At 68.8% G+C, this 17,610-nt stretch carries 16 protein-coding genes; 8 read left to right on the top strand and 8 right to left on the bottom strand.

Features of this window, described 5'->3' with window-relative positions; genetic code table 11:
• Positions 1–78: 78 nt before the first annotated feature.
• The gene (locus ABEB03_RS21265) at positions 79–1,431 is read left to right on the top strand and encodes a penicillin-binding transpeptidase domain-containing protein (protein ID WP_345651431.1); all 1,353 of its coding nucleotides are present in this window, start codon (positions 79–81) and stop codon (positions 1,429–1,431) included.
• Between the two features lie 50 nt (positions 1,432–1,481).
• Here ABEB03_RS21265 and ABEB03_RS21260 read toward each other — a convergent pair whose 3' ends face one another.
• The gene (locus ABEB03_RS21260) at positions 1,482–2,453 is read right to left on the bottom strand and encodes an aldo/keto reductase (RefSeq protein WP_345651428.1); all 972 of its coding nucleotides are present in this window, start codon (positions 2,451–2,453) and stop codon (positions 1,482–1,484) included.
• 332 nt (positions 2,454–2,785) lie between these two features.
• Entirely contained in the window at positions 2,786–3,139 is a 354-nt protein-coding gene (locus ABEB03_RS21255) for a VOC family protein (protein ID WP_345651426.1), read from the bottom strand.
• Positions 3,140–3,427: 288 nt separating this feature from the next.
• Here ABEB03_RS21255 and ABEB03_RS21250 point away from each other — a divergent pair, with 288 nt between their 5' ends.
• Entirely contained in the window at positions 3,428–4,429 is a 1,002-nt protein-coding gene (locus ABEB03_RS21250) for a zinc-binding dehydrogenase (protein ID WP_345651423.1), read from the top strand.
• A gap of 379 nt (positions 4,430–4,808) precedes the next feature.
• On the opposite strand, the gene ABEB03_RS21245 is transcribed toward ABEB03_RS21250, so the two are convergent.
• From ABEB03_RS21245 to ABEB03_RS21235, 3 genes are all read right to left on the bottom strand, one after another.
• The gene (locus tag ABEB03_RS21245; protein ID WP_345651420.1) at positions 4,809–5,525 is read right to left on the bottom strand and encodes a hypothetical protein; all 717 of its coding nucleotides are present in this window, start codon (positions 5,523–5,525) and stop codon (positions 4,809–4,811) included.
• A gap of 256 nt (positions 5,526–5,781) precedes the next feature.
• A complete protein-coding gene (locus tag ABEB03_RS21240) occupies positions 5,782–6,096 on the bottom strand; it encodes a hypothetical protein (protein WP_345651416.1) in 315 nt (104 codons plus the stop codon).
• A 384-nt stretch (positions 6,097–6,480) separates the two neighbouring features.
• Positions 6,481–6,801: a hypothetical protein gene (locus ABEB03_RS21235; protein ID WP_345651412.1), complete on the bottom strand. Its 321-nt coding sequence runs from the start codon at positions 6,799–6,801 to the stop codon at positions 6,481–6,483.
• Between the two features lie 357 nt (positions 6,802–7,158).
• Between ABEB03_RS21235 and ABEB03_RS21230 the strand changes: the two genes are divergently transcribed.
• The 3 genes from ABEB03_RS21230 to ABEB03_RS21220 all read left to right on the top strand — a co-directional run bounded on the left by ABEB03_RS21230 (position 7,159) and on the right by ABEB03_RS21220 (position 9,081).
• Positions 7,159–8,130, top strand: coding sequence for an NAD(P)-dependent alcohol dehydrogenase (locus tag ABEB03_RS21230; RefSeq protein ID WP_345651409.1), 972 nt, complete (start codon positions 7,159–7,161; stop codon positions 8,128–8,130).
• 351 nt (positions 8,131–8,481) lie between these two features.
• The gene (locus ABEB03_RS21225) at positions 8,482–8,835 is read left to right on the top strand and encodes a hypothetical protein (RefSeq protein WP_345651406.1); all 354 of its coding nucleotides are present in this window, start codon (positions 8,482–8,484) and stop codon (positions 8,833–8,835) included.
• Between the two features lie 69 nt (positions 8,836–8,904).
• Complete coding sequence (locus ABEB03_RS21220; RefSeq protein ID WP_345651401.1) at positions 8,905–9,081, top strand: hypothetical protein; 177 nt, start codon at positions 8,905–8,907, stop codon at positions 9,079–9,081.
• A 173-nt stretch (positions 9,082–9,254) separates the two neighbouring features.
• On the opposite strand, the gene ABEB03_RS21215 is transcribed toward ABEB03_RS21220, so the two are convergent.
• Positions 9,255–9,782 carry a YbhB/YbcL family Raf kinase inhibitor-like protein gene (locus tag ABEB03_RS21215; RefSeq protein WP_345651398.1) on the bottom strand — a complete coding sequence of 176 codons (528 nt, stop codon included), beginning with the start codon at positions 9,780–9,782 and terminating at the stop codon, positions 9,255–9,257.
• A gap of 491 nt (positions 9,783–10,273) precedes the next feature.
• On the opposite strand from ABEB03_RS21215, the gene ABEB03_RS21210 reads away from it, so the two are divergent.
• Positions 10,274–11,284 carry an NAD(P)-dependent alcohol dehydrogenase gene (locus ABEB03_RS21210; RefSeq protein WP_345651396.1) on the top strand — a complete coding sequence of 337 codons (1,011 nt, stop codon included), beginning with the start codon at positions 10,274–10,276 and terminating at the stop codon, positions 11,282–11,284.
• 126 nt (positions 11,285–11,410) lie between these two features.
• On the opposite strand, the gene ABEB03_RS21205 is transcribed toward ABEB03_RS21210, so the two are convergent.
• Together ABEB03_RS21205 and ABEB03_RS21200 are read right to left on the bottom strand one after the other, a co-directional pair.
• Positions 11,411–13,105 carry an FAD-dependent oxidoreductase gene (locus tag ABEB03_RS21205; RefSeq protein WP_345651394.1) on the bottom strand — a complete coding sequence of 565 codons (1,695 nt, stop codon included), beginning with the start codon at positions 13,103–13,105 and terminating at the stop codon, positions 11,411–11,413.
• 55 nt (positions 13,106–13,160) lie between these two features.
• Entirely contained in the window at positions 13,161–15,575 is a 2,415-nt protein-coding gene (locus ABEB03_RS21200) for a SpoIIE family protein phosphatase (protein WP_345651392.1), read from the bottom strand.
• A 246-nt stretch (positions 15,576–15,821) separates the two neighbouring features.
• Here ABEB03_RS21200 and ABEB03_RS21195 point away from each other — a divergent pair, with 246 nt between their 5' ends.
• Both ABEB03_RS21195 and ABEB03_RS21190 read left to right on the top strand, forming a co-directional pair.
• Positions 15,822–16,811 carry a helix-turn-helix domain-containing protein gene (locus tag ABEB03_RS21195; protein WP_345651389.1) on the top strand — a complete coding sequence of 330 codons (990 nt, stop codon included), beginning with the start codon at positions 15,822–15,824 and terminating at the stop codon, positions 16,809–16,811.
• Positions 16,812–17,089: 278 nt separating this feature from the next.
• Complete coding sequence (locus ABEB03_RS21190; RefSeq protein ID WP_345651386.1) at positions 17,090–17,608, top strand: (2Fe-2S)-binding protein; 519 nt, start codon at positions 17,090–17,092, stop codon at positions 17,606–17,608.
• The last annotated feature ends 2 nt before the right edge of the window (positions 17,609–17,610 follow it).

Genomic DNA, 17,610 nt, shown 5'->3' with positions numbered 1-17,610 from the left:
CCTGACATGAATGCGGCAGACGGGTACCGATTGTGCACAACTACCCTCTCGCTTCAGTGCTTTCCCTAAGATGCCGCCATGCACTCGACCATGAGAGGGGCGCTCCGCGTCTCGGGGGCTCTCGTCGCACTCGCCGCGGTCACGAGCGGCTGCAGCCAGGACACACACACCGACAACGCGGGCAAGTCCTCCGCCGGGCCGACTTCCCTGTCGAAACGCGGACTCGGCGACATCCTCGTCGGTGGAAAGGCCGTCACCGGTTCGAAGCCCACGGATCTCACCAAGATCCCGTACCAGCGGACCTACACCGACGGCCCTCTCTACGCGTCGGTCACGGGCTACCGGTCGATGGCGTTCGGCAACGCCGGGCTCGAGGCCGTCTACGACGACGTCCTGCACGCAGGGGCGTCCGGCGCCGCCACTGGCGACGTCGCGACAACCATCGAACCCGCCGTCCAGAAGGCCGCCTTCGACGCGCTGGGCGACCAGCAGGGTGCCGCGGTGGCGCTCGACGCGAAGTCCGGAAAGCTTCTCGCCGTCGTCAGCACGCCTTCCTACGACCCGGCGCTGTTCAGCGGCCGAGGGTCGAAGGACGTGCAGGCGTGGAAGTCGGCCACCACCGACAGCCGTTCGCCGATGCTCGACCGGGCCGTCAGGCGGGCCGATGCGCCGGGGGCGACCTTCAGCATCGTCGTCGCGGCCGCCGCCTTGGACGGGGGGCTCTATTCGACGGTGGACGAAGCCACCGCCAGCCCTCTCACGTATGTGCTCCCTCTCTCGACGACGCGGGTGACCGGCGCGTCGCCGCAATGCGTGAACGCTTCGATCAGAGTGGCACTGCGCCACTCCTGCGCGAACGTGTTCACCAAGATGGCCGCCGACCTCGGCCAGGCGCGACTGCGTTCCGTCGCGCAGAAGTTCGGCTTCGACGACGACAAGCTCAAGGTGCCGCTGTCGGTCGCCGAAAGCAGCTACCCCGGTGCCGGCGCGTCGGCCGCCGAGGCCGCTCTGTCGGGGATCGGGGCCGGTGAGGTCCGGGCAACTCCATTGGAGATGGCGCGAGTTGCGGCAGCGGTCGTCAACGGCGGGCGCCTGGTGCACCCGCAGCTGGTGGACCATGTGACGAAGGCGGGTGTCACTCAACCGCCCGAGGCCGCAGGTGGCCCATCCGCTGAGCAGGCGATCTCCCGCGGCACGGCCGAAGCGCTGCGCGCGGCACTCGGGGGCGGCGGGCAGACGGGGTGGGTCACTCGCACCGGGAGTGACTCCGCCGTCTCGTGGTTCATCGGCCACGCGGAGACATCCGACGGACGTCGCATTGCCGTGGCCGTCCGCGTCGAAGGCCTGCCCTCGAACGAAGGTGCCGACGGAGACGGCGGCGGGGCGGCAGCATCCAAGGTGGCGGAGAAGATCCTCGCGAGCGTCTCCTGACAGCCACGGAAGTGGGGCACGCTGCGGGCCGGCGCGCCATCCCCCTGGCCCTAGCCGGCGGGCGGTGTCGCGTGGTCGGCCCTATGACCAGGAGTCGCCTTCGGCTGCGACTGGGACTGGGACTGGGACTGGGGCTGCGACAGGAGTGTCATTTCCTCCTCCGAGAGTCGCAGCGCGCCGGCGGCCATGTTCTGTTCAAGGTGGCCTTGATCGCCGGTCCCGGGGATGGCCAGAACATGTGGTCCCTGGTGCAAGGTCCAGGCCAGTCGGACCTGCGCGGTGGAGACCCCGTGTGTGCGGGCGACGGCGCGTACCTCCTCGCTGTCTTGGGCTGCCGGCCCTGCCTCGCGCCCGGAACCGGCGATCGCGAAGAAGGGAACGAAGGCGATGCCGAGTTCGCCGCAGAGGTGAAGCAGAGCCCGATCCGCGTTCGACGCGCCGATTCCGTACGGGTTCTGCACGCAGACGACGGGGGCGATGGCGAGCGCCTCGGTCAGTTGCTCGGACGTGACGTTCGAGATGCCCAGGTGCCGGATCAGTCCCGCGTCGCGCAGTGTGGCCAGCGCACCGAAGTGATCGCTGATCGAGTCCGTCCGCCGGCTCGGTGGCACGCGGAGGTTGACCACGTCGAGGTGGTCCCGACCGAGTTGTCGTAGGTTCTCCTCCACCTGGCCACGCAGCTGTGCGGGTGTGGCCCACCACCATCCGCCTGAGGAGTCGCGGCCCGGCCAGACCTTGGTCGTGATGACAAGATCCTCCGGGTACGGTGCCAGTGCGCGATTGATCAGCTCGTTCGCGGAGCGCGTCGCCGAGAAGTAGAACGCCGCGGTGTCGATGTGATTCACACCCAGCCCAACAGCCCGCCGCAGCAAGGCGATCGACGGCTCGCGGTCACGTGGCGTGCCTCGGTCGAAGGGCGCGGTCCCGGTCAGACGCATCGCGCCGAACCCGAGGCGGTTGATGATCGAGTCGCCGAGTCGCCACGTATCGGCGGGTGCTGCAGCGTTCGTCGGTCGGAGCATGCGAAAGGGACTCCTCTTGCGGGCTGGGGTGGGGAACCAGTGGTTGGGTACGCGACTTCCGGTCCCTCGTGGGGCCGGCGGTCTCGAAGCGGTTGCGCCACATGCCGGGAGTCGCGTGCCCGGGCATGAAAAAAGCCTCCTCGGCGGATCGCAGTCCGCACCGAGAAGGCTCGCGTGTGTGGGTAACTTATCAGGTCAGGTCAGGCGTCTGCCGGCAGGTGAAGCCTCGGGCAGCTCAGAGTTGCAGCTGGGCATGGGTCTTCATGCCATTCCTCACCGAGGACGCCGGTGTCCCGGTGGCGTGCACCGGCGTGTGCCGCAAAGACCAGTGACTATGCGGGCTGCCACAGTTCGATGCGATTGCCATCGGGGTCGGTGACCCAGCCGAATCGGCCGACTCCTTCCATGTCCTGCGTTTCTTCGTCGACATCCGCTCCTTTGGACCGCAGTTGCGCGAGCATCGCGTCCAGGTCGCGGACCCGGAAGTTGAGCATGGTTCGCTGGGTGCGGGATCCGAAGTAGTCGGTGTCGGACTCGAACGTCGCGAACACCGTCATCCCGGTTTCCTGACGCCACAGGCCGTTCTCGTCGGCGTCCAGGCCCAGGCAGTCGCGATACCACGCACTCAGCGCCGCCGGATCTGCGGCCCGAAGGAAGTACCCACCGATTCCAAGCACTCGTTCCATGCCGCCATCTTGCCAGGACGATCGTCGGGCGGGCCGTCACCACACCGTCGCCTTCTCCTCGCTCCCCTCCCCCGGTCCCCGTCGCGCGGCCCTGCCCGCCCTGCTGGTGTGCCGCGATGGCTGCGCCGGTGCCCGCCGCCTCCAGAGGGAGACCATGCGCGGTCGGCGCAGACAGGCCGGTCGGTCTCCCAACAGGCAGATGACCGGGGCGAGTCGGGAATGAAGGCACGCCCGCCGCTTGTTGACCACCGCCGACCGCTCTCCTCCCCTCGGGAAGTAGGCAGAACCATGACGTCCTCGCCGACCACGATGCGCGCAGTACGGCTCACTGCCCCCGGCCCCATCGAGAACCTGCGGCTGACCACCCTCCCGCTTCCGCCGGAGAGGGAGGGCTGGGTACGCATCCGCGTCGAGGCGTTCGGCCTCAACCGCTCCGAGCTCAAGCTGCGACTGGGAGTGAGCGTGGGCGTCAGCTTTCCCCGGGTACCGGGTATCGAGGCTGCCGGTACGGTCGACGCGGCCCCGGCCGGCAGTGGGCTGGCCCGCGGGCAGAAGGTCGTCGCGATGATGGGGGACATGGGGCGCACCTACGACGGCGGTTATGCCGAGTACACGTCGGTGCCGCTGTCCCAGGTGATCCCTGTCGACACCGACCTGCCCTGGGAGGTGCTCGGCGCGTTGCCGGAGATGGTGCAGACGGCCTACGGCTCGCTGACCATCGGCCTGGACCTGAAGCCCGGCCAGTCGGTACTGATCCGAGGCGGCACCTCGTCGGTCGGGCTGGCGGCCGCCGCACTGGCCGCATGGCGCGGCGCCACGGTGCTCTCCACCACCCGACGGGCCGACCGCCTCGCCCTGTTGAAGGAGCACGGTGTCGACCATCCCCTGCTCGACACCGGTGAGGTCGCATCCGCCGTGCGCGAGCTGTATCCGGACGGTGTCGACGCCGCCCTCGATCTCGTCGGCACGCCCACCCTGCCCGACACCCTGCGTGCGGTACGCGTGCACGGCACCGGGTGCTTCGGCGGCAGCCTCTCCAACCAGTGGACGGTACGGGACTTCTCCCCCAACGAATACCTTCCCAAGGGGGTGCGCCTCTCGGGCTACTTCGGCGACGCCGCCGACCTGCCCCGCAAGGCGTTTCAGGAGATTCTCGACGCGGTCGCAGACGGTCGACTGACCTTCCCCGTCGACCGGGTCTACGACGGTCTGGAGCAGGTCCCGCGGGCCCACGACGACATGGAACACGACCGCGCCACCGGCAAGCTTGTCGTCCGGGTCCGGCATTAGGGCCGGCTCGGTGCGTGGACGAACGGGTTCAGCGCACCTTCGTCCTCGCTCTCTCTTCTCGGAGCGAGCGCCACTTCGTGGTGCCTCGCGGAACTCACCGGGCCCCAGCCAGATCGCGCCGACCGGCGCCCTGCCGTACGCCTCGGACCCCGCCGGTTCTCGCTCCCCCGCGGTGCGGACGTGGCCACGGCGTGCCCGCGGGCGGGTGCTCTCGGCGGTGACTGGGTGAGCTGTCTCGCATGCCGTCACATTCGTTGAACATGCGGTGCTGCCCGCCGTCGCAGCGCGGACTGTGTCGTGGATGTCGTCGTCGAGGACGACGGCGAAGGGCCCCGCCAAATCTTGCTGCGGGGCCCTTCGTTCACGCCGTACCGTCGTGTCAGACGGTCTTCTCCAGCTTGGTGACCTGCGCCTCCATGACAGCGGCCGGCACCTCGGGCGCCTTTCCGCCCAGGGCGTTCATCGCGTAGAAGACGACCAGGGTCGAGCCGCTGCGGACGACGGAGTAGGTGACCGGGAACTTCTCGCCCTCGATGTCACTGGTCATCGTGTACGACACCGACTCGTCGCCGAGACCGGGGTCCTTGAGAGGCTTGACGCCGGTGTACTTGTAGTCGGTGTGCTCGTAGGAGTTGCACTCCTGGCTCTGCGTGCGCAGGTCGGCCACCACCTTCTTGGCGTCGGCCTCCTTCTGCGCGAGCAGGCCCATGCGCAGCAGCGTGCCGTCGGTCTGCGTCAGGCTGGTCAGCGAACGGGACACACGGGCCGTGGCGTCGGGCTCGGTGCCGAGCAGGAACATGTCGGCGACGGCCTGGCAGGTGGCGGGCTTCGCGGGCACGCTCACCTCCGGGATCTCGTCGTCGGGAGTGTTGCCGACGCGGTAGCCCTTCACGTCCGCCTTCGTGATCGCGGCCTTCGTCAACTGCGCCTCGGTGAGCGGCTTCAGACCCTCCTGCGCGGCGGGCGTGGCCTTCGCCGCAGGCTTCTTGGAGCCACTGTCCTTCTCGTCGGTGCCCTGCCCACCGCATGCGGCCGTCGCGCCGAGCGCCGCCGTCACACCGATACCGACCAGGACGCGTCCCAGAGCTGACTTCACGTTCGTTCCCACCCTCATGTGTCCGTGGGCGCGTCCAGATGCCGGTCGCGCCGCGCCGACATCAAAGCCCATGTCCAGCAGGCTTTGCCAGCTCGTTAGGGTCTCTTGGCGTAACGATCAGAGATCAACGTTTTAGTTGTACGTCGCGAAAGTGGCGCTCGTCACACACGGCCACCCGTGCTCGACGGACGCCACGGAATCCGCCTCGATGCTCTGCCGACCCGGAACGCCTCCCCGTGCTCCCGGCCGGGAACTGTCACAGGGACATGATGAAGTCCAGGGCGTAGCCCGAAGCGGTCGTCCAGTAGGTGACGCGAGCACCGTCGTCGACCGTCAACGAGTCCACGCCGGGCAGATCGAAGCCGATCTGGCCGATCGCATGACTGCCGAGTTCTGGGTCCTGGAGGTGGAGCGTGATGGTCTTCGCCTCGTAGGTGTCCCGGGCGCCGCCGTTGACCAGCAGGGCGGCATGCGCCTCGTCCCCCGGAGCGAGAACCGGGGGTTCCTCCAGGTCGCTGCCCTCGATCACCGCGACCGGGGCCTGGACATCCGCGCCGAGTTGTACGTGCACAGGCGGCGACGGCGTCGTCGGCACCGCTGTCGCCGTCCCCGGTACCGGGCTTCGACGAGCCGTCGCCGGGTTCGGCCGAGCCGGGCGTGCTCGCGCCGGCCGAGCTTGTGGCGCTGGTGCCGGCCGAGGGCTTGGAGTCGTTCGCGCCCTCGGCTTCGCCGGGATCGCACGCTGCGATGCGATTGCTGTCGTCCCGTGGCTGATTGACATGGAGGTGCAACTGACGCGGTAGACGGGACGTGGGTAAACCCTGGGGGTAGTGCCTGGGCGCACGGGTCGGCCGGTGGGAAGCTCGGTTGCTGCTTCGCCGCGGCGCGCGGCAGTGGGGCCGGTGAACACCGGCTCGACACCGGCTTCGTACGCCGCCTGTGCGACGGAGATCGGCTACCAGGTGTCGCCGGAGTGCCGCTCGCGACGGTCGCGGTGGCTGTCGATCAGGCCGGCGACGGCGTTGATGGTCCAGATGGTGCCGAGCGACAGAGCGGCGAAGGCGAGCAGGAACGCCGCGGCGGCCGAGGCCAGGAGGATCGCGCCGCCGGCGGGCTCCGCCGCCCGGATCAGTGAACCCGCCTGTCCGCCTGCCGCTCCCACGGCCGGGACCAGGAGGGTCATGAGCAGTACCGGGCCGCGCCGGGGCCGGTCGTCGTCCTCGTCCGGCGTCGCGTTGTGCCGGCGCCGCTGCTGAAGTTCGTCCTGCCCCGTCACGAGGCCCAAGTCTGCCTTGTTCTGTGGGTAATACAAGGGCTTTGGGATCATCGGCGTACGTGTCGTTCGGCGTGAGCGCGACGGCCTGGACGGACTGTCGCGGGGAGGCACCCTGCGAGGGGTCCTCACCAGCGGCGCCTCGTACGCGTCTCCGGCCGCGATGCCGAGACCGCCTCGGGCCACACTGACGACCGGCCCGACAGAACAGCAGTTTCCGGAGGGCCAGTTGGTGGCCGTCCCGCTGGACACTCCGACCGGTTCCCGACCGGTCACGCGTCGGACTCTGGCGTACGGAGCGATCCGTGGAGACCATCCGGAGGAGAGCACCCCCGACACGGCCTCGGTGAGGGAGCCCAGATGAAGGCCATCGTCCAGGACGCCTACGGTTCCGTCGACCAGTTGCATCTGCGGGACATCGATCCGCCGGTCCCCCGCGACGACGAGGTGCTCGTGCGTGTGCACGCCGCGGGCGTCGACCCGAGCGTGTGGCACCTCATGACCGGACGGCCCTACTTCGCCCGCCTGAATCCGCAGATAGGTCTGCGGCGGCCCGCCCGTCGCGTGCGGGGCTGGGACGCCGCGGGGGTCGTCGAAGCGGTCGGAGCGGACGTGACGTCGCTCAAGCCGGGCGACGAGGTCTTCGGCCAGTGCGACGGCTCCTTCGCCGAGTACGCGTGCGGCAAGGCCGAGCAGCTCGCTCCGAAGCCTGCGGGCCTCTCGTTCGAGCAGGCCGCCGCCTTCCCGGTCTCCGCCGTGACCGCCCTCCAGGGGCTGGAGATGGCGCGTCCGGGTCCCGGCCGGGAAGTACTGGTGATCGGCGCCTCCGGCGGCGTCGGCACGTATGCCGTGCAGCTCGCCGTTCATTACGGGGCCCGGGTCACCGGCGTCTGCGGATCCGCCGCGGTCGGTCTTGTCCGCTCCCTCGGAGCCGACGACGTCATCGACTACACGCGGGAGGACATCACCGACCGGCCCACCCGCTACGACGTCATCCTGGACGCCGCGGGCAACCGCTCGCTCTCCCGGCTGCGTCGTGTGCTGGCCCCGCGCGGCACCGTGGTCTTCGTCGGTGGTGAGAACGCCGGCCCCGTGTTCGGGGGCACCGACCGGTGGGTGCGCGGTCTGGTGCTGTCCGTCTTCGTCGGACAGAAGCTGCGCCCGGTGATCGCGATCACCCGGCGACAGGATCTGCTGAAGCTCACCGAACTCGCCGAGGCCGGCGCCGTCGAACCGGTCGTCGACCGGACCTATCCGCTGTCCCAGGCCGTGGACGCCGTACGTCACTTGGAGACGGGACACCCTCAAGGCAAGCTCGTCATCACCATCTGAGCGGTGACGGCGGCCCTCGGCGCGCAGGGCCGATGTTCGGCCCTGCGCCCGGCTCCCAGGCGCCTGGCACCCGATGCCCGATGCCCGATGCCTGGCGCCTTCCGGTGATGTCACGTGGTCATGCCGGAGTTCCGGGGATGCGGCGTACAGAATCCGGTTCTCATATCTCGATGACCGACAACGCGGTAAGTGCCCTTATAGGCGGCCATATTTCGCGAGTTGTGGACGGCGGTGTAACGCGACCATGCCGGTAAGGCGCAGAAGGGGAGAGGAGTCGGCAAGCGCCTCGGACCGAATTGCAGCGCCTGCGCCGTCTTGCCGACACGACAACGCGTCAGATGGGAATTTCTCGTGAGCAATCCAGACCCGGTTTCCGGGTACTCCACGTACAACCAGCCTCCGGGACCGGAGCGCGTCGTGCGCCACCGCGACGGCGGACGACGGGCGGCGCTGGCGGTCTGCACGGTCGCGGACACAGCGGCCGGCCTGTTGGTTCTGTGGGTCCTGCTGTTCCTGCTCGATGCGAACCAGGCGAATGTGTTCGTCGAATTCGTGCGGGGCTCAGCGGACTGGCTGGCTTGGTGGTCGCAGGACATTTTCACGATGGACACAGAAGGCCTACGCGTCGTTCTCAATTATGGACTTCCGGCGGTTCTTTACTTGCTGGTCGGTCACGGAATCGCTTCCCGGCTCAATCGGGCCTGACGGTCCGGTGAGGTTTTACCGGGGAGCAGGAACGGCCACGGAAGAGACACGACAGCGGAAGGACCGGTAGTGACGCTCAGCCCTACCGAGAACATTCATCTCACGATCTACGACGACTTGGTCCGTGAGCGTGGCGACGTCGTCGCGGAGGCCAAGCTGGCTGCGGAGCGCACGCGGCATCAGGCGGCCGCACTGCTCGGCAGCCCGGACGAGGCCCTCGCCCCCTGGCGATACGGAACGCCCTGACCGCAGGCCAGGACGACCGTCAGCCGAAGTGACGCGGGGACGATTCCCGAAGCTCCGCGTCCGGACGAGTCCGGCTGGGTCACTGCCCGAAGCAGTGGCCCAGCGGCCGCGCTGGCGGACACCCCGCTCGGCACGGCCACTCACGCCGGTGGCGCGGAGACCGGCCGGACCGTTCATCGCTCGTAGGTGCCGTACATGGTCGCCCGCGCGAGGGCGTGAGTGAACAGCAGGAAATCCATGTAGGCGGGTGTGGTCGACTCGGACACCGGCAGTTCGTCCACGTCGACGGCATGGACCACGAGGAAGTACCGGTCCGGCCCGTTGCCCGGTGGTGTCGCCGGACCGAGATACCTTCTGTGGCCGGCGTCGTTGGCCAGTGTCACCGCGCTGCCGGGCAGGCTGCCTCCGTCCCCTGCCCCGGCCGGCAGGTCGGTCACGGAGGCCGGGAGATTGGCCAGGGCCCAGTGCCAGAAGCCCGACGCGGTGGGCACGTCGGGGTCGAACATCGCGACCGTGAAGCTGCGTGTCTCCTCGGGAAAGCCGGACCAGCTCAACTGAGGTGAGATGTCCCGCCCGCCCGCTCCGAGGATGCCGCTCACCTGCTCGCGGGCCAGTCGTCCGCCGTCGGCCACGGACTCCGAGGTCAACGAGAAGGTCCTGATCGGCGGCATGAAGTCGTAGGGACCATACGGTTTGATCATGGCTGTCCTTTGCGAGCGCCTGCTCGGGTGAGGGGGCCGCCCGCGCCTTCACCCTCACCGGCGACCGGGTCCGTCGCGCTGAGAGGCCGTGTTCAACGCTAGGACCGGCATGACCGCCCGGCAATCCGGATCGACCCTGCCTCAGTGGCGCCGAAGTTCCATCGCGTACGGAGCCGACGCGGCGGCCGAAGCACCCGATGAACGCCACCACAAGCCTCACCGGGTTCATGAAGGCAGCGAACCGCGGAGTGTCACGCCTGAGCATCTGTCGGTAGTGGAATCTGCGCGCCAAGCCCGGATGCGGGGCCACGGCGGACACAGCAACCTGGTGACATCGCACGCGGCGGCCGCGACCGGGGACGGCACTCGGACACCGTCACGCCGAACGGCGCGCGCCGCGGCTCGACGGCGAAAGCGAGGCACCCCCCATGCAGATGCGAGCAGCTCGGATGCACGGCTACAACGAGCCTCTTCGGATCGAGGAGGTTCCCGTGCCCGAACCCGCACCGGACGAGATTCTGTTGAAGGTCGCCGCGACCGGCATGTGCCGAAGCGACTACCAGCTCGTCGATGGCTATTTCAAAGGCCCGTTCCCCGTGGACTTCCCCTACATTCCCGGCCATGAGGTCACAGGCCGAGTGGCGGGACTGGGCAGTGACGTTCCGCAGTCCATCGGCTACTCCGAGGGTGACACGGTGGTGGTCAACCCCAGTTGGGGCGACGGCACATGTCGCCAGTGCCGTGAAGGCAACGAGCAGTTGTGCAGCGGCACCGGTCGGTGGGTGGGCTTCGGCCCTCCGGGCGGTTTCGCCGAGTACATGACCGTGGAGCACCGTCATGCGATCCCGGTCTCCGAGGAGGCCGCGAAGACACCGGAGCTCCTGGCTCCCATGACCGACGCGGGGATGACGCCGTACCGAGGGATGAAGAAGCTGCGGGACGCGGGCAAGCTCGGTGCGGGCCGCACCGTCGCGGTCACGGGCATCGGCGGTCTGGGCAGCTACGCGGTCCAGTACGCGAAGCTCCTCGGAAGCGGAGCGACGGTGGTGGCCCTCGCCCGTTCGGACAACAAGCTGGACGTGGCGAAGGAGAACGGCGCGGACCACGGCATCAACGTCAAGGACAAGTCCACCGAGGCCATCCAGGACGAACTGGAGCGGCTGACCGGCAGGAGAACGATCGACGCCGTCCTGGACTGCGTCGGCAGCGACGCTTCCGTCTCCATGGGGTTCGACCTGCTGGGTCCTGAGGGCGCGTTGGCGGCCGTCGGTCTGATGAGCCACCGCGTCGAGCACAACCAGTTCCCCTTCGTCGGAACGGAGTTGTCCTACCTCGGTTCCTTCTGGGGCAACCACCTGGACCTGGTCGAGGTGCTCTCCCTCGCCGAGGCCGGCCTCGTCAAGCACAACGTCACCAGCGTCAAGCTCGATGACGTCAACGAGAATCTGGAAGCCCTGGGGCGCGGCGACGTCGTCGGGCGCCAGGTGATCGTCTTCGAATGAGGCCCGCGCTGCCGTCCGCGCCGTGAACTCGTCGGCAGCCGAGGACCGTGCACGCCCCCGCCTGCCCCGGGCGGGTGGCGTGCAGTGCACGCAGACCGAGCCCCACCGTCGTGCTTCTTCGGGCCATCAGGCGTGTGAGCCGGCCGCTGCCAGGGCGCGGTGTATCTCGGAGATCACCACCGACCCCTCTCCCACGGCGGACGCCACGCGTTTCACCGAACCCGCCCGCACATCGCCGACCGCGAAGATGCCCGGCACGCTGGACTCCATCGCCATCGGGCGGCGGCGCTCCGGGAACGCGGACGTGTCCGTCACATCGCTGCCCACGCGTACGAAACCCTTCGGGTCGGTCTCCAGGCAGCCGTTGAGCCAGTCGGTGTTGGGCACGGCGCCCAGCATCAGGAAGACATTGGACGTGGGATCCACGCGCGACTCCCCTGTCGCGCTGTTGCTCCAGCGCACGGACTCCACATGGCCGTTGCCCTGCAACGCGGTGATCTCGGATCGCGGGTGGACCGAAATCTTCGCGGATGCCTCGATCCGGGTGAGCAGGTACTGGGACATCGAGTCGGCGAGACCTCGTCCCCGCACGAGGACCCGGACGTGACTGGCGAACCGGGAGATGAACACCGCTGCCTGTCCAGCGGAGTTCGCTCCGCCGACGACAAAGGCTTCTTCGTCGGCGCAGAACGGCCCTTCGAGAGCCGTGGCGGCGTAGTGAACGCCGTTTCCCTCGAACTGGGCGAGTTCCGGCAGGTCCAGACGCCGGTAGTGAGCGCCGGTCGCCACCACGACGGTGCGGGCTGCGACCGCTAGGCCGTCATCGAGAAGCAGGGTGAACGGGCTGCTCGCGCAGTCGACGCCTTCCACGGAACGGGGTATCGCGATGCGAGCGCCGAACTTCCGTGCCTGCACCTGGGCCCGTGCGGCGAGTTCATGGCCGCTGATGCCGAGCGGGAATCCCAGATAGTTCTCGATCATCGAGGAAGTACCCGCCTGTCCGCCCGGTGCGGTGGCTTCGATCACGACCGTGCTGAGGCCTTCGGACGCGGCGTAGACGGCGGCGGCCAGACCGGACGGGCCCGCGCCGACCACGGCGACATCGACGGTCTCGAGATCGCTGAGGACCTCGACGATGCCTACGCAGCTGGCGACTTCAGCGATCGTCGGGTTCTCCAGGTAGCCGCCGGAGCGGCAGACGACGACCGGCCACCGGACCGACGTTCCCACGCCGTAGCTGCCCAGCAGGGCGCCGGCTTCGGATACGTCCGGATCGACATGGTGAACCGGATAGTCATTGCGTTCCAGGAAACTTCGAATGCGGACGACGTCTCTGGAACTGGGCGGCCCGGCGAGCACGACGGTTCCGAGCCCCAGCCGAATGTATCTCAGACGCCTCAGGATGAAGGCTTTCAGTACGATGCGAGCGATGTCCGGTTCGTTCGATATCATCCGGCGCAGCTGTGCGGGGCGCAGGCGGATCACCTCGCAGGCCTCGCCGGCCACCGCCTCGACCAGGGACTTCTGCCGGTTGAGGAGCGACAGCTCGCCCGTGAACTGGCCGCCGCCGTACACGGTGATGATCCGCTCCTCGTCCGACTCCCCCGGGCTGCCCTCCTGGTAGACATTGATCGTCCCGTCCAGGACGAGGTAGAAATCGAAATTCTGGGCGCCGCGGGAGTACAGCACCTGGCCCGCCTCCAGCCGGTCCTGAAATCCATACCGGCGGAAGCAGTCCACGTGTTCGTCCGAAAGGCGGGGGAAGACACTGTCGTTGTCGGTCGGTAGGTCCAGATTGCCTTCGTTCTCAAGGTAGTTCATGGCACCTTCTCGGGGGCTGTCGGAGTGACGGAGGCTCGAACCGTTACCGCCGGCCTCACCCCACAGGTTCGGGAAGGCCCTGCTCGGCCCAGACGGTCTTGCCCTGTTCGGAGTACCTGGTGCCCCACCGGTCGGAGAACCCGGCGGCGAGGAGGAGCCCCCTCCCTCCTTCCTCGGTGGTGCGGGCGTGCCGCAGCCGGGGCGAGGTGCTGCTGCCGTCGGAGACCTCGCAGGTCAGAGCGTGGGTGCGGATCAAGCGCAGCGTCACGGGAGGTCTGGCGTACCGGATGGCGTTGGTCACGAGTTCGCTGGCGATCAGTTCCGTCGTGAACGTCAGGTCGCTCATGCCCCATGCGGTGAGCTGCCGGGTCACCAGCGACCGGGCCGTGGAGACGACGGAGGGCTCGCTCGGCAGGTCCCACGAGGCGACCCGTGCCGGACCGAGCGTGTGTGTACGGGCGACCTGGACGACGGCGTCTTCGCTCGGGCGTGCCGGGAGGAAGGCGTCGGTCAACAGGGTGCACGCCCGGCGCACAGGTCCTGCGAATCGATCGAGGAGGGCGGCCGCACGCTCGCGTGCCGGCTCCACGGGCCACTCCTGGAAGAGACCCTGGGTGTACAGGGCCAGCGTGGAGCCCTCGGCCAGGGTGAGGTCGATCGTCTCGAAAGGCCCGTCGGAACGGCACAGTGCGGCGCCGGTGGGATGCTTCAGGACGGTGTCCGTACCATCGGCGTGTACGACGACGGGCCAGGGATGGCCGGCGCTGGAGGCCGAGCAACGTCCCGACACGGGGTCGTAGATCAGGTAGAGGCATGTGGCGCCGGCCTCGCTTCCTTCCTCCGACCGCACCGTGTGATGCTCCGGTCGTGCGGTCCCCGTTCCGGGGCGCTCTCCCATGGTGAGCCGACGTGCGAGGTCGTCGAGCCGGGCGAGGAGTTCGTCCGGTTCCAGGTCCAGGTCCGACAGGGTGTGGACCGCCGCGCGCAGCCGGCCGGCGGCTGCCGCGGTCTGCAGGCCGCGGCCCGGCACACGGCCCGCGACAAGGGCTACGCGTGCTCCGGAGAGCGGTACGGCATCGACCCAGTCGCCGCCGGATCCTGCTCGCACATACGTGTGTGCCACATCAAGGGTGTCCGCCGGTGGAAGGTCTTCCGAGCGGAGGTCGCACTGCAACGCGGCCAGCGCATTGCGCTCACGCAGGTATCGGCGGGTGTTGTCGAGGCAGGCGGCGGTGCGTCGGGCGAGCTCTCCGGCCAGGACCAGATCGTCCGGTTCGAAGGGCCTGCGGTGCCGGTCGCGGCCGAACACGGCGAGCCCGAGCGCCCTGTTCTGGGCGACCAGGGGGACGAGCATCAGGGAGTGGACCTCTTCGCCGTGTCCCGGCAGGGCGTTCAATGACTGGCGCCCGCCGGCGTCGAGGGGGTCGAGGATGCGCGGTTCGAGGTCGGCGAGTACCTCGGCGGCCGCGGTCGCCGAGGGGATCGTGCGGTCGGGGTGGGCCGTTGTCGGCGCTCTCTCGTCACGGGAACTCGAAGCCGCACGACGCAGTACGGTGTCCGGTCGCACCGGACCGGCTTCGAGTTCCTCTCCCACCAGGACCGGTTCCAGTACGTCCACGGTCATGGTGTCGGCCAGGCCGGGTACGGACACTTCGGCCAGGCCACGAGCGTTGTCGAGCACGTCCAGCGTCGCCCCGATGCGGGTGCCGGCCTGCGCGAGCACTTGCAGCCGCCGCTGCGCGAGGTGGCGGTCGGTCACATCGACGGTGGCATCCGCGAGGCCCAGGAGGCGGCCCTGATCGCTCACCAGTGGGAAGACGGAAGCCGAATAGACGTGCTCGTGATCGGGGTCTCCCGGTGGGCACATCCGCTTCTCGACGCCGATCGCCGGCCGGCCGGTGTCGAGCACCTGCTCCATCACGCGCTCCATCGCCTCCACGGCGACGCCGGGCCATGCCTCGGCGGGACGCTTGCCGACGGCGTCCGCGAGGGAGGTGTTCTCCATGCCCTCCGCCGTGGGGTTGAACCGGATGATCCGCAGATGAGGATCGAAGAGATACAGGCCCACGGGCGAGACCGTGAAGAGGGTCTCCAGGAGGGCTTGATGCAGTTCCGACGTCGGATGCTCCCCGTCCGCCGGAGTGATCGTCACCGCCCATCGCGTGTCGCCGTCGCCCACGCGTTCACGACGCACGTCCAACCGGCAGGACGAGCACGGTCCGTCCGTGCGTTGCAGCCGAACCGTGAGGTCGTCACCGGCGCCGAGGGCGCGCTCCGAAGGCGTGGCATCGACGAGCAGATCCCCCACCGAGCGCCCCAGCACCGCGCGAGCGGGAGGGCCGAGCAATCGTTCGGCCGCGGGACTCCATCCGACGACCACGCCCGCGTGATCAATGAGGATGTGGGCCGGTTCTTCCGCCCGGACCGCCGTGTGATCGCCATCGCGCTGGGTGGCATGGGGTGCACCCATGGTCGTCAGCTCTCATTCGCTGCAGAACTCGGTACGCCCCCAGTGTCCTCCGAGACGGCGACAGGTCGCACGCTCGTGTCCGCGACGGGGCGGCACCCGAATCCGCACGTCCCGACGTCCACAAGCCGCTCGCCGACGCTCGCGCACGTGCGCCGACCCTCACACGTCCGTAGATTGGTGACTCTCGATCCCCCCATGCCGCTGCGGCCGGACACGCCAGGACGTCCGGGCGCGGCGAGGACCGTCATGGAACCCGCAACGCCACTCCCCTCGCCCAAGAACAGCCCGCTCCCGCTGGCGTCACTGAACATCGCGCCACAGCCGCTGGAGGGAGCCCGTCGTCTCCTGCACGCGTGGAAGCCCCGGATCTGGCGGCACTGCACAGGGCTCTGCCTCCCGGCGTACTCGGGCGTCAGGGGCTTCCGCTTCGAGGCCTACGGATTCGTGTTGAGAGACCTGTCCTACGCCCACCAGCACACCGACGAGCTCACCGGAGTGTCGGGCGGCGGTTGCGCGATCGACCCGGTCGTCCTCCAGTACGTCCTCACCGGATGGATCCGCTTCGAGAACAGGATCAGCGCCTTCACCCTCGAACCCGGCAAGCTGTTGATCCGCGACACGGCCATGCCGTGGCGCTTCGCCGTCGGGCACGCGACCGTCTCCCGTTGGATGACGGTCCCCAGGCCCCTGCTCGCCGACCATCTCGGCGGATCGCATCTCCTGCGCCCGTACATGCTGTGCGACCTCGCCGATCCGCAGGTCCGTGTCCTGATCTCGTACCTGGAGACGCTCCGGAACGGGGACGCGGTGCACGCGCTCTGCCCCGCGGGGCGGCGCGCCGCTCAGGAAGCAGCCGTGTGTCTGCTCGGTGGAGTCGTCACCGAGCGGGGTACGACCGACGCGCAGCAGCTCGGCAACGCGATCGTCGCCGTGGCGAAGCGAACCATCGAACGGCACCTCGATGATCCTTCGCTGTCCCCCGCTGCGATCGCCGCGGCACTCGGAGTGTCCGTCCGCACGCTTCACCGTTCCTTCGCCGCTGAGGGGGAGACCCCGATGGCATACCTGCGGCGCCGCCGGCTGGACGCGGCACGCGACGAACTGGCGCGGGCGGGCGCAGCGGCGAGGATCGCGGACGTGGCCGCTCACTGGGAGTTCTCGGATGCCAGCCACTTCACACGCCGGTTCAAGGAGGCGTACGGCACGACGCCCACCACTTTCCTGCGAAACGTGTGAGCCCCGACGGCATCATGTGCCCCGGTCAGGAGCACACTTGAACTTCTGCGGACCGGACGCAACGTCGTTAGGCTGGGGCAACGGCAATGACGGGTTGGCCATGTTCTCCGGTGGACGTCTCCATGACAGGGCCCTCGCTCCCCGTAGCCGCTCGCATCCATAGTGTCCCGGCCGGGACGGCCATGGTGTGCGGCACAGCGCTGCGCGTCGACGGACCGGTCGCGTGTGGAACGCCTGGCCCGGCAGACGCTCCGCCCGAGAGATCGAATCGAGGCGCCATGAAGCATGTGGAAGCCGAGGCGCGGACGGCAGGACAAGCTCCGCCGGAAGTACCCCAGGTCGACGTGACCTTGAACGTGAACGGCACACCGCACCGGCTCCGCCTGGACACACGGGTCACACTGCTCGACGCGCTGCGCGACCATCTGGGCCTCACCGGGGCGAAGAAGGGGTGCGACCAGGGTGCCTGCGGGGCCTGCACGGTCATGGTCGACGGGAAGCGCGTGGTGTCGTGTCTCTCCCTGGCCGCCCAGTGCGAGGGGCGCGAGATCACCACCGTCGAGTCGCTGTCCGCGGACGGTGAGCCGCACCCCGTGCAGGCGGCGTTCGCCCGTCACGACGCGTTCCAGTGCGGTTACTGCACGCCGGGGCAGATCATGTCCGCTGTATGCCTCATCGCCGAGGGACGCGCGAACTCGGAAGAAGACATCCGCGAGTTCATGAGCGGCAACCTCTGCCGCTGCGGCGCCTATCCGAACATCCGCGCCGCGATTCGCGATGTGGCCGCGGAGGGTTGACG

Origin of the sequence: Streptomyces siamensis, assembly GCF_039543605.1 — a bacterium.
GTDB classification, from domain to species: Bacteria; Actinomycetota; Actinomycetes; order Streptomycetales; family Streptomycetaceae; genus Streptomyces; species Streptomyces siamensis.
Note: the sequence above shows the minus strand (reverse complement) of the source record. Positions and strands in the feature narration are given on the sequence as shown.